General features: G+C 59.6%; 9 protein-coding genes. 2 read left to right on the top strand and 7 right to left on the bottom strand.

Going from position 1 to position 15069, the window contains the following annotated elements; all coding sequences use genetic code 11:
* Positions 1-282: 282 nt before the first annotated feature.
* The 7 genes from BUB69_RS19915 to bglX all read right to left on the bottom strand — a co-directional run bounded on the left by BUB69_RS19915 (position 283) and on the right by bglX (position 13395).
* Positions 283-1608: an MFS transporter gene (locus tag BUB69_RS19915; RefSeq protein ID WP_073169719.1), complete on the bottom strand. Its 1326-nt coding sequence runs from the start codon at positions 1606-1608 to the stop codon at positions 283-285.
* Between the two features lie 189 nt (positions 1609-1797).
* On the bottom strand, positions 1798-3453 hold the full coding sequence (locus tag BUB69_RS19910; RefSeq protein WP_073169717.1) for a J domain-containing protein: 1656 nt from the start codon (positions 3451-3453) through the stop codon (positions 1798-1800).
* A gap of 5 nt (positions 3454-3458) precedes the next feature.
* Positions 3459-5153, bottom strand: a complete 1695-nt coding sequence (locus BUB69_RS19905; RefSeq protein WP_073169715.1) for a molecular chaperone HscC — start codon at positions 5151-5153, stop codon at positions 3459-3461.
* A gap of 140 nt (positions 5154-5293) precedes the next feature.
* Complete coding sequence (locus tag BUB69_RS19900; RefSeq protein ID WP_073169713.1) at positions 5294-7675, bottom strand: PAS domain S-box protein; 2382 nt, start codon at positions 7673-7675, stop codon at positions 5294-5296.
* Between the two features lie 221 nt (positions 7676-7896).
* Entirely contained in the window at positions 7897-9231 is a 1335-nt protein-coding gene (locus tag BUB69_RS19895) for a sigma-54-dependent transcriptional regulator (protein ID WP_073169711.1), read from the bottom strand.
* Positions 9232-9237: 6 nt separating this feature from the next.
* A complete protein-coding gene (locus tag BUB69_RS19890) occupies positions 9238-10995 on the bottom strand; it encodes a sensor histidine kinase (RefSeq protein WP_073169709.1) in 1758 nt (585 codons plus the stop codon).
* Positions 10996-11070: 75 nt separating this feature from the next.
* The gene (gene bglX / locus BUB69_RS19885; RefSeq protein ID WP_073169708.1) at positions 11071-13395 is read right to left on the bottom strand and encodes a beta-glucosidase BglX; all 2325 of its coding nucleotides are present in this window, start codon (positions 13393-13395) and stop codon (positions 11071-11073) included.
* 309 nt (positions 13396-13704) lie between these two features.
* On the opposite strand from bglX, the gene BUB69_RS19880 reads away from it, so the two are divergent.
* Together BUB69_RS19880 and BUB69_RS19875 are read left to right on the top strand one after the other, a co-directional pair.
* Complete coding sequence (locus BUB69_RS19880; protein WP_175561800.1) at positions 13705-14397, top strand: TPM domain-containing protein; 693 nt, start codon at positions 13705-13707, stop codon at positions 14395-14397.
* Between the two features lie 27 nt (positions 14398-14424).
* Positions 14425-15042, top strand: coding sequence for a TPM domain-containing protein (locus BUB69_RS19875; protein WP_073169706.1), 618 nt, complete (start codon positions 14425-14427; stop codon positions 15040-15042).
* Positions 15043-15069 lie beyond the last annotated feature (27 nt).

Below are 15069 nucleotides of genomic sequence, written 5' to 3'. Positions count from 1 at the left end.
TCGGGCGTTTCAGGCGGTAACGCCTCGACGTGGTGCAATTTTTGAAATTTCTTGCAATAAAGCCTCTTGACAAATTGAAAAGCCATTTAATTCATGAGTTTACGAGCGAAATGATCGAAAAGTCTGCACCACGTTGAAACGTTATGAGACAGGTAAGCGCTTAAATGATTACGTGTATCACGGCTGTCCAGTGGCGTTGTATTGATCATGTCGATGATGTTTGCGCTCACAAAAAAGGGCAGCCCCGACCACGGACTGCCCTCTCATCACTGCAGCACGGGATCAGTCGGTTTCAATCCGTGAGTGCTTGCGGGTGTCTTTCATGAACACATAGACCAGCAGCGAGCACGCAATACAGGCCGTGACGTACCAGTAATAGCCCGTCTCCATGCCGATACTCTTGAACCACAGCGCAATGTATTCAGCCGTGCCGCCAAAGACCGAGACGGTCAGTGCGTACGGCAGCCCAACACCCAGTGCACGGATTTCAGTCGGGAACAGTTCGGCTTTTACCACTGCATTGATCGAGGTGTAGCCACTGACGATGATCAGCGCCGCCATGATCAGGAAGAACGCGCCCCACCAGGTCTGGATGGTGTGCAGGGTGGTGAGGATCGGCACGGTGCACAGGGTACCCAGCACGCCGAAGGCGATCAGGATCGGACGTCTGCCGACCTTGTCGGACAGCGCACCGATCACCGGTTGCAGCACCATGAACAGGAACAGCGTCGCGGCGGAAATGGTGGTCGAGTCGGTGATGCTCATGCCGACCGTATTCACCAGGTACTTCTGCATGTAGGTGGTGTAGGTGTAGAAGGCCAGCGTACCGCCCATGGTCAGACCGACCACGGTCATCAGTTCCTTGGGGTGGCGCATCAGGGTGCGCATCAGGCTTTCCTTGGCCTTTTCTTTCTTCTTGCGAGTGAACGACTCGGTTTCTTCCATGCCGCGACGCAGGAACAGCGCCACCACGGCACACAGTGCGCCGATGACGAACGGGATACGCCAGCCCCATGCGTACAGCTGCTCGGTGGTCAGCGTCTGTTGCAGCACGATCAACACACCGAGTGCGATGAGCTGGCCGGAAATCAGCGTGACGTACTGAAAGCTGGAGAAAAAGCCGCGACGCTCCTTGGTCGCCATTTCGCTGAGGTAGGTGGCCGAGGTGCCGTATTCGCCACCGACCGACAGGCCCTGCAGCAGGCGAGCAAACACCAGCAGAATGGGCGCGCCGACGCCAATGCTCTCGTAACCCGGGGTCAGGGCAATGATCAGCGAGCCGAAGCACATCAACAGCACCGAGGCCATCAGTGCAGCCTTGCGGCCTTTATAGTCGGCGTACAGGCCCATCAGCCAGCCACCGATAGGACGCATCAGAAAGCCGACGGCGAAGATCGCCGCGGTGTTCAGCAGTTGAGCGGTGGTGTCGCCCTTGGGGAAGAAGGCTTTGGCGAAATACAGGGAGAAGGCAGCGTAGACGTACCAGTCATACCACTCGACCATGTTGCCGACCGAGCCGCTGAAAATGGATTTGAGACGACTGGAGGTGGTCTTCGGGGCAGCCGAGGCACCGGCCGACCCTGCGGGGGCGGAGTTGGAAATTTCCATGATGTACCTTTATGTCATTATTTTTAGAAGTAGGCGTTCAAGGCCTTGAGCCTATACATAGCAGGAGCTGTGCCACACCTGAAAAGGCTGTTTTAGAGGGGTTTCTGGTTTTTTATAAGCAATAATCCGCTCATTCGGCGGATTTGAATGAGCGGATTATTGCCGATGCGCAGGGTGGCGCCGGGATTTTCAGTGCCGAGGGTCTGGACTGGAGATGATGACTGCGATGACGAAGATAAGCATGATGCCCAACGTGATCATGACCCACCGCCCTGTGTTTCTAGCCCAGTAATGCTTGAATCCTGTCCATCCACCTGTTTTCCGGGCAATGGCCTCAGATATCAGCGACATTCGATAGGGCGACAAGTAGATCCAGAGCAGCATGGCCACACTGTAAGGCAGCAGCAGTAGCGGATTTTCCTGCGCATACACACTGCCGATAAAGAGGACAGGCGCGCCATGGCGGATCAGCAGGGCCTGATAGCCTGGCCAACTGAGCGCCTCGGGCAGTAATCGCTCGCTCAGCCAGACGTCCAGAGGCTTGATCTGATCGCAGCCAGCGTTCCAGATCGATTTGGCAATGTAAAATCCCCACAGCACCAGCAGCGGCAAGGTCATTGTGTAGATGATGACGTCGGACCAGCCGATTTTGCCGGTAGTGGACCGCGATAGCAGCATCATGATGGTCAGGACGATGCCAACCAGGTACACCCGGACCTTGGGCCTGAACGTCACTTGGGCACGCCGTTTTTGCCACCCCTGCAGATCGGCATAGGGGAAATGCTCAAGAAGGTCTGGAAAACGGTGTGTCAGGTCCATGTACAGGCGTTCGCAGGCTTCCCAGACGGAGTCGTGACATTCTCTGGCGATACGCAGTTGTGTCTTCAAGGTCGGTGGATCGAGGAGCAAATGCGCAGCGTAGGCAGGAGAGCTGTCCATAGGGCCTTCGAGCAACTGCTGCTGGCGTATGACGAACTCTTTTTTCTCGCAACGCTCGATCAGGTGCATCCAGAGCGAGGGCGTGCCGGCATGCACGTCATGTTTCTGATCCCAGTCGAAGAGGTCGCAAATGCGCTCGAAAAGCGGCGCGCTCCATTCATCGCTGCTCAGCAGCAGCGTCATGATCCAGTGTTCCAGCTGATCATGCTGATCCAGTGACGACAGCCAGGGCTGTTGCTTGAGCGCTTTCAGCGCCTCCAGAAATTCACGCTCTTTATGGTCTTCCAGGAGCGCGCGCAACGCAGGCCTTGAGCTGTCCAGCAGCGCCAGCGTCAGGCGGCGCGTCTGATGTGAACTGAACTGCACTTTCTGCCACGGGGTCAGCCATTGCAGTTGGGCTACGGCTGCCTGAATGAGCTCCAGATGATCATCCAGGTCCAGCAAACAGCGCCTGGCCAGGTGTTGCTGAAATTTTTCATCGCAGCCCTGGTCCCTTGCCGTCTGGCGTTGTGATGCCAGATTCTGCGGCGTGGTCAGACTCGCCTGCTCGTACCAGCTTGTTTCCACGGCAGGACGCAGCGAGGGCTGCTCGTGCTCCGTCTCCTGCTGTTTCTCCACAGACGGCAATGGTCTTGTCTCGGGAGGCTGAACGACGGGCGCCGGGGCGAAGGGCAACGGCGTCAGGGCTCTTGCATCGAGGGTGTCCACAGCGCCGTCGTTGTCATCGCTGTCTTCTTTGGCGCCATTGCGAGCCCACCCCAGCGCTTGTTCGTAGGCGTCACGCAGGGTCTGAAACGCTGCGGGATCATCATCGGGCCGATTGGTTTTCAGCAACTTTGCGTACTGGCGCTTGATGCTGCGTTCGTCGGCGTTACGGTCCAGCTCCAGAACAGCCCAACAATCCATTGTCGTCACCACTCACCTCGTTCAAAGCGGTCTGCCTGCTGCTCCAGTTGCCGGCGCATCTCGCTGATCTGCCTGTCGTCCTGGGTTTCCAGAACGCGTTGAAATTGCGCCGCCCAGACGCCGATCATCTCCCGTGCCTCGCCAAGGTATTCCTGGTAAAGCCGCTCCAGCCGGGCGCTCAGGTGGGTGTTGACCTGCTGCTCGCGAGGATGGACCTTGAGGGCCTGCAGCACCTGGAGTCGTTCCTGGATTTCAGCGGGCGTCATCACGCCCGGGTTGTTCTCGATGACCAGCCTGTGATTCAGACCGGTTGCCGGTATCCGGACGTCGGCTTCCAGCAGGCCGTTATTGTCATAGGTGAATCGGACTTCCAGATCAATCTCCCCGGCTTTGGCTTTCGGGATCGGGATGCTCAGCTCGCCCAGCGCGATGTTGTCTTTCACCAGGCGACTTTCGCCTTGAAAGATTTTCACCAGAACGTGTGTCTGATGATCCTTGACGGTACTGACCGTTTGCACACGACTCACCGGCACCACGCTGTTGCGCTCGATGATGGGCAAGTAGTGCCCCGACTGATAACCGTTGAACACCTGCTGAGCCGTCTCGATGCCCAGCGTGTAAGGGCAGACATCGGTCAGCACAATCTCTTCCAGCGCCGCGTCTCGCTCTTTGAGCGCCGCCTGAATCGCCGCGCCCTGGGCGACCACCTCGTCCGGGTTGAGGGTGATGGACGGGAAACGTCCGAACATGCCCGCGGCCAGTTTACGAATCAGTGGCATGCGCGTAGTACCGCCCACCAGCAGGATTTCATCGAGGTCGGCGACCCGGATCTTCGCATCACGCAGCGCGCGCTCGATGGGCGCGCGCAGGCGAGCCAACAGTGGCGCATAGAGGTCGGCAAGCTGTTCCTGGGTGATCGTGCGGCGCCATTCGCGATCGCCATGGCGCACAACGAAGTCGGCGCGTTCATCCTGCCCCAGTGCCTTGCGCACGCGCTCGGCCTCACGCCGCAAGGCAGGTTCGATCAGCGTTCGGGCAGGGAACGCGGATTCGCCCTGAAGCAGGGTCAAAAAGTGATCGAGCAAGGCCCGGTCGAAGTCTTCGCCGCCCAGAAAGTTGTCTCCGGCGCTGGCCCTTACTTCCATCACCCCGTCGAAGAGTTCCAGAATCGAGATGTCGAACGTCCCGCCGCCCAGGTCGAAGATCAGGAACGAGGTTTCGCCTTCTTTCTGGTGCAGTCCATAAGCCAGGGCAGCGGCTGTAGGTTCGTTGATGAGCTTTTCGACTTTCAGGCCCGCCAGTTCGCCAGCGATCCGGGTCGCCTTGCGCTGGGCGTCACTGAAGTAGGCCGGCACGCTGATGACCGCTTGGGTGACAGGCTCGCCAAACGCCCGCTCGACATCGGCCTTCAGGCTTTTGAGCACCAGTGAGGACAATTCTTCGGGTCGGTAGGTGTCCGGGCCGAGCCGGGTTTGCTGGGCACTGCCCATGTAGCGCTTGAACAGCGCAGTGGTTTTATCGGGGTGGGTCTGCAGGCGTTCGCGGGCGGCCTTGCCGACCAGAATCTGACCATTGTCATCGAGCCCGACGACGCTTGGGGTGAGCGTTTCACCCAGGGCATTGGTGACCAACTGGCTGCGACCGTCACGCCATACCGCGACCAGACTGTTGGTCGTGCCCAAATCAATACCGACAATCATGTCTACATTCCTCCTTGCGTACGACAGTCCAGAAGCGTGCAAAAGACGAGGTGTGTGGCGGGCGTTCTTCTCGAAAAGAACACCCTCTGGCTACCGCAGGTTTTCAACGTACTCATCGCGAGCCGTTCATGACGCGGGGGTCACTCCTCCTGCCGGGTGCTGCGCGAGGCGGCCTTGTGCAGAAGGGCTGCGAGGTCTTCCAGCGCGTACGGCTTTTGCAACAGGTCGAAGCGATGCGATTCATCCTGAGCGAACTGGGCGAATTCGGTGCTGTAACCGGTTGTCAGCACGACCGGCATCCACGGATACCGCGCTTCGATCTCGGCGTACAGCTCCAGACCACTCATGCCCGGCATGGCGATGTCCGAGAACACCACGTGAAAGCTTTCGGGATTGCCACGCAGCTCATCCAGTGCCTCGCTGGCACTCGTTACCCAGACCACCTGAAAGCCCAATTGTTCGAGCATGGGCAAGGTATAGGTGCCGATATCCTGATTGTCTTCCACCATCAGGACGCATAAACCGGGCAGAGCGCCCAGTGCAGGGTTTTCGTTTTCGGGATCGGCTTCGTGCGCCTGAGCGCTGGGCAGGCACAGCGTGAAGCGGCTGCCGCTGCCCAGTTCACTTTCGACCAACACTTCTCCACCGGACTGCTTGGCGAAACCGAACACCTGCGACAAGCCCAGCCCCGTGCCCTGACCCACGCTTTTGGTGGTGTAGAACGGTTCGAAGATCAACCCGAGCTTTTCTCGGGCGATGCCTGAGCCCGTATCGGTCAGCGACACCGTTACGTAGTCGCCCTCGCTCAGCGAAGACGTCAGTTCACTGGAGGGGCAGGTGCATCGTTCCACCTTGATTGTCAGGCGGCCAGACCCTGCCATCGCATCGCGTGCGTTCACCACCATGTTGACCAGTGCCGTGTCGAACTGGCTGCCATCGGCAAAAATGAAACACGGTTCGGCAGGCACGTCGATGTCGACCTGGATACGCGATCCGGTCAGGGTGTCCATCATTTCCCCGATACGCGACACACTTTTACCCACGTCGAACACTTCCGGCTGCAAGGCCTGGCGTCGGGCGAACGCCAGCAACTGTCCAGTCAGGCGCGCGGCGCGGTCCACCGTGGTTGAAATGGCTTCGACGTACTTTACGCGGCGTGCTTCATCCAGATCGGCAGGTTTCAACAGGTCGCTGCAGGACCGAATCACGGTCAACAGGTTATTGAAATCGTGCGCAACACCGCCCGTAAGCTGACCGATGGCTTCCAGTTTCTGCGCCTGGTGAAGCGCATCCTGAGAAAGTCTCAGCGCCTCGTTTGCCTCTTCTTCGGCCTGAATATCACGCCCTACGGCATGGATGAAATGCGTGTCCGGCACCGCCGTCCAGGCAATCGTGCGGTACGACCCGTCCAGATGGCGGTATCGATTCTTGAAGTGCGGAATGTTCTGGCCGCTCTCCAGCCCGCTCATGGCACCCAGTGTGCTCTCTAGGTCATCGGGATGCACCAGTGTCAGGAACTGGCTATTCAGCAGTTCCTGCTCCGACCAGCCCAAGGCCTGGGTCCAGGCCGGGTTGACGGCCGTGATGATGCCGTCGAATTGCGCCACCAGCATCAGGTCGGTCGACAGTCGCCAGATCCGGTCGCGGTCCCGAGTGCGTTCGACCACGCGTTGTTCGAGCGACTCGTTGAGCGATTTCAGCGCCTCTTCAGCGTCGCGCAATTGCGTCATGTCGCGGGATACGCACAGGATTTTTTCCGGCTTGCCGTCTTTGCCGAAGATCGGACTGACCTGTACGTGCCACCATTTGACGGTGCCGGCCATGGTCTGCGCCGAACCCATGAAGTTGGCGCTGTTGCCTGCGCGCGCGGCCTCAATGGCAGCGACGGCGTCGAGGTTGCCCTGGTTTTGCCAGAAGTCGGGCCACGGGCAGCCGCGAATGGCATTGAAGTCGCTGACTTCCATGATGCGCTGGCCCCCTTCGCTCATGAACGTCAGGCGTGACTCGAGATCCAGGACCTTGATGCAGTCATTAATGCTCGACAGCACGCGATCGGTAAAGGCTTCACTTTCGCTCTGGCGGGCCTGATCCAGCACCTGCGATGTAGTCTCGTTGACGCGGCAGAACACGCCTTCGATCAGACCGGTGTCGCCGTACAACGGCGAGTAGGACAGCGACCACCAGGTTCTTTCGGGCCTGCCATTGCGGGTTACGGTGCGCTGGATATTGTCTGATCGACAGCTGCTTCCCGTCAGTGCCTGCTCGGCCAGATGCTGCACATCTACCCAGGCATCGCCCCAGACGGCCGCGATAGGTTGGCCCTGAGCCTGCTCAGCAGCCATTGGCAGGACTGAGCGGTAGGCGTCATTGAAAAACAGCGTGAATTCAGGCCCCCACAGCAGGTACATGCTGTCCGGGCAGTTGAGCATCAGGTTCAGCGACGATATCAGCGCGCAGGGCCATGTATCCCTGGCTCGCATGGCAGACGCCGACCAGTCTGTCTCTCGGATCAGCCGACCCATTTCGCCGCCACCCAGTGGGAGGTCGAGGGGAGTATTCACGGTAGAAAATGCCCCATCTTTCGGACTGCTGAGGTTGGCTGGAAGAATAAGGTCGGCATGATGTCATTATGCCTTGCCATTATCCAGCCATCACGACCGAAGGCGGCGTGACAGTATGCAGACCCGGCGTATCTGAAAATGTTCGCTTCGCTCCGAGCAAGTTGTTCAGGTATTTCAAGGCGTCAACCGAGAAACATTTCCCGCATCAGGCCGTGACGCTGCATTTTCTCGTTAAGCGTGCGGCGAGGCAGTTGAAGTTCATGGAGCACAGCCTTGATATCCCCTTTGTGGCGAGTCAGCGAAGCGCGCAGGCACTGAGCTTCGAAGGCTTCCTGCTGGGTGGCCAGGGACTGGCCTGTGAACTCGAAGGGGCTGTCCGAATCCGGCTGCGTCAGCCCCAGAGTCTGGCGCTCGGCCGCATTGGCCAGCTCGCGCACATTGCCGGGCCAGTCGTGGCTGAGTAACTGGCTCAGGCGGGCTGCGCTGACCTGCGCGGCCTCACGGCCCATACGCGTCGCTGCGGCACGTGCGAAGTGGTTGAACAACAGGGGAATGTCTTCACGTCGTTCGCGCAGCGGCGGCAAGCGCAGTTCGGCCACATTGAGCCGGTACGCAAGGTCCTCGCGGAAGCGTCCGGCGCGGGCTTCTTCCAGCAGGTCAGGCTTGGTGGCGGCAATGATCCGCAGATCGACCTCGATGCTTTGATTGGAGCCCAGCCGTTCAAGGCGCTTGTCTTGCAGCACCCTCAGCAGCTTGACCTGCTGCGCCATCGGCATGCTTTCTATTTCGTCGAGAAACACTGTGCCGCCGTCGGCGTATTCCAGCCGGCCGATGCGCTTGCCCTGAGCGCCGGTGAACGCGCCGCTCTCATGACCGAACAATTCCGCTTCAAACAGGTGCTCGGGAATGGCTGCGCAATTGAGCGCGACGAACGGCTTGCTCGCGCGTGGACCGAAGTCGTGCAGGCAGCGAGCGACCAGCTCTTTGCCGCTGCCGGTCTCGCCGCGAATGATGACGTTGACCGAAAGCTGTGACAGCTCCAGCACATGGCGTCGCAAGGTCTGCAGGCTCGGCGACATGCCCAGCAGCGTGGCGTCCAGCCGGGTGCGGGCGTCGGCCTGTTCGTGCAGTCGGCGGTTCTCCAGAACTAGCTGTCGTTTTTCCAGCGCACGGCGCAGATTGCTGATCAATGTTTCCGGGCTGAACGGTTTTTCCAGAAAATCATAGGCACCTTCGCGCATGGCTTCGACCGCCATGGGGACATCGCCATGGCCGGTCAGCAGGATGACGGGCAAGTCCTTGTCCAGGCCTTGCAGGCGCGCCAGCAGGTCAAGACCGCTCATGCCCGGCATGCGCACGTCCGTGAGCACCACGCCCGGAAAGTGTTCGGGTAGATGGGCCAGGCATTCTTCGGCACGGGCAAAGACCTGCACGGTAAAGCCCGACAACGTCAGCCACTGCTCGACGGCCTGCCTGATGGGCGCTTCGTCGTCTACTACGATGACCGAGTTCAACATGCCGGGTCAGGTCTCCAGAAAATCGTTGGGCAGGCTGAATGAAAACACCGCGCCATGGGCGTGGTTGTGTCCAGTCAGTTGACCGCCCAGTTCATGAATGATCGCAGACGACACCGCCAGCCCCAGACCCAGTCCGTCACCGACCGGCTTGGTCGTGAAGAAGGGGTCAAAGATATGGTTCAGGTTTTCCGGCGCAATGCCTGTGCCCGTGTCGCTGACGCTCAGGCACCATTGGTCCCCGACAGATTCGATGCTCACTTCCAGGCGGGCAGGCGTTTGGTCACGCATGGCGTCCAGCGCGTTGCGTAACAGGTTGATCAATACCTGCTCCAGGCGGATGGCGTCGCCTCGAACCCAGGCGGGGCGGGACAACTGCAGCACACACTCGATGTGCTCCTCACGCAGACGCGGGTTCAGTAACAGCAGCGCCTGATCGACCACCGTGGCCAGGTCCAGCCGTTCGCGCAGGCCGCTGGGGCTCTTGCGCGCAAAGGTTTTGAGGTGGCCGGTCAGTGCCGCCATGCGGGTCAATTGCTGATCGACGGGAACGAGTGCCTTGCAGGCTTCTTCGACGCGTTCCTGATCCAGCAACAGACGCACCGTTGCCAGTTGCATGCGCTGGGCCGTCAGCGGCTGATTGATTTCGTGGGCCAAAGCTGCCGACATCTGGCCCAGCGCGGCCAGCTTGGCCGACTGCACCAGGCCATCCTGAGCGGTTTGCAGATCGCGGGTGCGCTCCCGAACCAGGCGTTCGAGTTCGTCCCGACTGCGCTCGCGCAGGCGCGCCAAGCGCCAGCGCTGGTAGAGAAACAGGCCCAGAAACACAATGGCCAGCCAGATACCGGCAGCGGCGATTGCGGCGTTGCGGATGTCTTCATTGGCCATCGGCGGCTTGCGCAGCAAATGCAGCGTCCAGTTTTCGTCTGGCAGCGGCAGGGACTGCCACAGGTAGTCAGCCGTACCGTCCGGTGCATCGACCCTGCGCAACTGGCTGTGCTCTCCCAGCCGCTCAAGCACCTTGCTGCGCAACGGCGAGAGTGGTTTTTTATCGTATTGGCGGGTACGCAGCAGCTCGGTGCGGTTCTCGACCGAGATAGGCTCCAGTTCGCGATAACGCCAGCCGGGCTGGTTGGCGATGAATACGATGCCTTTGTCGTCACTGACCAGCAACAGGTCATCGCCCTGGCCCCACTCCTGCTCCAGGGTCGGGAATTCCAGTTTCACCACCATGGCCCCGATGAAGCTGCCGGCATCGTCCAGCACTGCGCTGGACAGGAAGTAGCCGGGAATGCCTGTGGTCACACCGACCGCATAGAAGCGCCCGACGCCTTGAGCGCGGGTTTGCAGAAAATAGGGGCGAAAGCCGTAGTTGTGGCCCACGTAACTGTTGGGCGATTGCCAGTTGCTGGCGCCGATGGCCAGACCATGACGGTCCAGCAGTTCCAGCGTCGAGGAGTGCGCCGTGGCGTTGATTTTTTCCAGCTTCAGATTGAGCGCGTTCTGAACACTGTCGGTCACTGGAGCGCTCAACGACGCACGAATCTCCGGGTCCAGCGCCAATACAGAGGGCAGGGCGCGGTAGCGTTCGATGAGGGTGTGCAGTGTGTTGGCGTAAAGGGCGAGCTGCCCGCTGGCGCGAGAAGCATCCTCCAGCAGCGCATGACGCTGTGCCTGACGCATCGCCAGACCGGCCGACACAGCGGCACCGGCCAGAATCAACAGGACATACAGGGAGAGCCGCCAGTAGCGATGCTTGAACGTCATGTCACGTGCACTGCCTGAACAGGCCGTGGCGACGCATTCACGGATCAATGCCCGTGAATGCGTCCGCCGCGGTCATTACAACAGATTGAAGGTCGCTTCTTTGACTGCCTGGGAGTCCAGACCGATCATGACCTTGAACTCGCCCGGCTCGGCGGCGTACTTGAGCTGAGGGTTGTAGAACTTCAGGTCATTCTCGCTGAGGGTGAACGTAACGACTTTTTCTTCACCCGGCTCCAGCGTGATCTTTTCGAAGTTTTTCAGCTCTTTCACCGGACGGCTGATCGAGGCCGCGATATCACGCAGGTACAACTGCACGACCGTCGCGCCCGCCACTTTGCCGGTGTTCTTGACCGTCACGCTGGCGGTCAGTTTGCCTTTGCGCTGCAGGTTGGCGTCCGACAGCTTGATGTCCGAGACGTCGAACTGCGTGTAGCTCAGGCCATAACCGAAGGGGAACAGCGGGCCGTTTGGCTCCTCGTAATAGTGCGAGGTGTAGTTGCCGGGCTTGCCTTCGTGGTACGGACGACCGGTGTTCAGGTGCGCGTAGTAGACCGGCAGTTGCCCGATCGAGCGCGGGAACGACATGGCCAGCTTGCCCGATGGGTTGTAGTCGCCGAACAGCACGTCAGCCACGGCGTTGCCGCCTTCAGTACCCGGGAACCAGGTTTCGAGCATGGCGTCAGCCTGTTCCTGTTCGTCGACCAGCACCAGTGGACGGCCGTTCATCAGCACCAGCACCAGTGGCTTGCCGGTGGCCTTGAGTGCCTTGATCAGGTCGCGCTGCTTGCCTGGAATGTTCAGGCTGCTGCGGCTTGCCGACTCATGGGACATGCCGCGCGATTCACCCACCACTGCCACGATCACATCGGATTGCTCCGCCACTTTGACCGCTTCGTCGATCATTTCCTGAGCCGGACGCGGATCGATCTCCACTTCCTTCTCGATGAAGTTCAGGTAGTTGAGAATGTGCTCGTTGTCGCTGACGTTCGCGCCGCGGGCATACACCAGTTTTGCCTTGTCACTGACGGCGTTTTGCAGGCCTTCATACACGGTTACCGACTGGTTCGGGCGACCGGCTGCCGACCAGCTGCCGAGCATGTCGAGGTGGCTCTGCGCCAGGCCACCGATCACGGCGATGGTGCCTTGCTTCTTCAGCGGCAGGGTATCGTTCTGGTTTTTCAGCAGCACCAGCGTCTTGCGCGCTACTTCGCGGGCTTCGGCACGATGCAGTCGGTCGTCGGAGTAGGTGTCGGCAGGATCATCTGCAGCCACGCCAATGCGGCCGTAAGGCGACGCAAACAGGCCCATGTCGTACTTGGCACCCAGCACTTCGCGCACGGCGTTGTCGATTTCCTTTATGGACACCTCACCGTCCTTGACCAGCCCCGGCAATTGCTCGCCGTAGGCCACGTCGTTCATGCTCAGGTCCACGCCCGCCTTGATCGCCAGCTTGGCTGCCTCACGGTAATCCTTGGCCACGCCGTGCTCGATCAACTCCTTGATCGCGCCGTGGTCACTGATCGTGACGCCTTTGAAGCCCCAGTCCTTGCGCAGCAGGTCTTGCATCAGCCACGTGTTGGAGGTGGCCGGAATGCCGTTGATCGAGTTCAGGGCAACCATGATGCCGCCTGCGCCCGCGTCGATACCGGCGCGATACGGTGGCAGGTAGTCCTGGTACATCCGGGTCATGCTCATGTCCACGGTGTTGTAATCGCGTCCGCCTTCGACCGCGCCGTACAGGGCGAAGTGCTTGACGGCTGCCATGATGCTGTCGTTCGCGGCAACGTTCTTGCCCTGAAACGATCTGACCATGACGTCCGAGATGCGCGACACCAGATAGGTGTCCTCACCGAAGCCTTCTGAGCTGCGGCCCCAGCGTGGATCTCGGGAAATGTCGACCATGGGGGCGAAAGTCATGTCCAGGCCGTCGGCACTGGCTTCTTTGGCCGATACGCGGCCGGTCAGGGCGATGGCGTCCATGTCCCAACTGGCGGCCATGCCGAGGCTGATCGGGAAAATCGTGCGATGACCGTGAACCACGTCATAGGCGAAGAACATCGGAATTTTCAGACGGCTCTTGGCGACTGCCGCTTCCTGCAAGGGACGGTTTTCCGAGCGTGTAATCGAATTGAACGTACCACCGATGCGTCCGGCGGCAATTTCCTTGAGAATCATCGGCTGTGGCATTTCTGCGCTGATGCTGATGAGGCGCAATTGACCGATCTTTTCGTCCAGGGTCATTTGTTTCATCAGGTTGCTGATGAACGCATTCTTGGCCTGCAACGTGGCCTTGTTCGAAACCGCAGATTGAGCCGGAGCGGTAACGGTGGCGGCGCTTTGGGCCATCACTGAATGACTGGCCAACCCCACCAGCAATCCTAATAAACACAGCTTATTCATGAATAATTTCTCAAGGCTTTTGTCGACAACTCGCGTGTAATATCCGACAGCCAGTTTTTGGGTTATGGACCTTTGGCGTTATTGTTCGAGCACGGCGCAAGGATAGTGGCTGCCCGGCCTCTTTCCAGGGTGTGTACGAAAATCTTCGGGTTGATTGATTTTTGTACACATCCTGATTCGCTCAAGCGGCAGCCCATGCACGGCATCGGCGGGGGATTATGCCGGGGAACGCGGGTTTTAGGTAAGGCGTGTCGTTTCAATGGATTCAAAATGTACCGGAGGTCTGATTTGAAGTGTGTGTCACAGATGATGTTCTGCGCATTAATGATGTGGGGTACGGCATTTCGCGCCTATGCCGAGCAGCCGGTGTTGGTGTTTCCGCCCATGACCGGCAGCGTCGTGGATGCTGGTCAGATGCTCGACAGTCAGACCTCGGTGCGGCTGTCCAAATTGCTGCGCGCTTACGAGCAGGCCTCCGGTGAGCGCATAGTCGTCGTCACGCTGGGTGATCTGCAGGGCGCCAGCATTGAAGAGTTCGGTTCACAACTTGGCGATGCCTGGGATCTGGGGCGCGGCGGCAAGGCCAACAGCGCCTTGCTGGTGGTCGACCGTGACAAGCGCAAGGTGCTCATGGAGGTCGGTTCTGGCCTGCAAGGGCGTCTGAGCGATGCCCAATCTTCACTCATCATCAATATGTTGATCACCCCCGAGTTCAATGACAGCCGTTTTGCAAGCGGCATCGAGCGCGGTACGCAGGCGGTGATCACGGCGCTGGGCGGCCAGGTCCCTGACTACCCTGAACCGACAGCGAGGCTGGCGGGCTATGAAGATCCGATCAGTGATGTCAGGATCTGGCTATCGGCTATTGCGTTGACCCTGGTCGTGATGCTGATTGTGGCTATCAGCATTCGGCGCTCTGTCTGCCGCCTTCGTCCCGGCGAGCAGGCTGGTGAGCGCGACGGCGGCCGGTTTGGCGGCGGTGGCGCTTCTGGCAACTGGTAACCGGTGGATTCGAGAAAAGAGAACTTCATGGCGTTATTGAGTAAAGACGAACAACGGCAAGTGGCGCAAGCGATAGATCGTGTCGAGCAACGCACCGACGCCGAACTGGTGACGGTGCTGGCTGCGCGTGCCGATGACTATGCGTACATGCCACTGATCTGGGGCGGCCTGATCGGTCTGCTGCTGCCTGGCACGGTCAACTATTGCCTGCAGTGGTTGAGTGCCGACGAGTTGATGCTTGCCCAGATGTCGACCTTTATTGTCGTGGCACTGGTGTGTCGCATTCCGAGGGTCACCGCCCACCTCGTCCCGGCGTCTGTGCGTCGCTGGCGGGCCGGGAATCTGGCGCGGCGTCAGTTTCTGGAGCAGAACCTGCACAAGACGCATGACGGGACCGGCATTCTGGTCTTTGTCAGTGAAGCCGAGCGCTACGTTGAAATCCTCGTTGATCACGGCATTGCGAGCCGTCTCCACGATGACACCTGGAAAGCGATGGTGGACGTGTTCACTCAGCAAGTGAGAAACGGGCAGACCCTGCAGGGTTTTTTGGGCTGCATTCATGCCTGCGGTGAGTTGCTGGCCGATCATGTACCGGTCACCCATGGTCGCAATGAGCTGCCCAATCGGCTGGTGGTGCTGAGCTAGGGGAAACAGGCAGACGCGGGCAAAGCC

This window comes from Pseudomonas asturiensis (assembly GCF_900143095.1).
In the GTDB taxonomy this organism is placed as follows: domain Bacteria; phylum Pseudomonadota; class Gammaproteobacteria; order Pseudomonadales; family Pseudomonadaceae; genus Aquipseudomonas; species Aquipseudomonas asturiensis.
The sequence above is the reverse complement of the archived record's forward strand: the minus strand, read 5'-3'. Positions and strand labels throughout refer to the sequence as shown.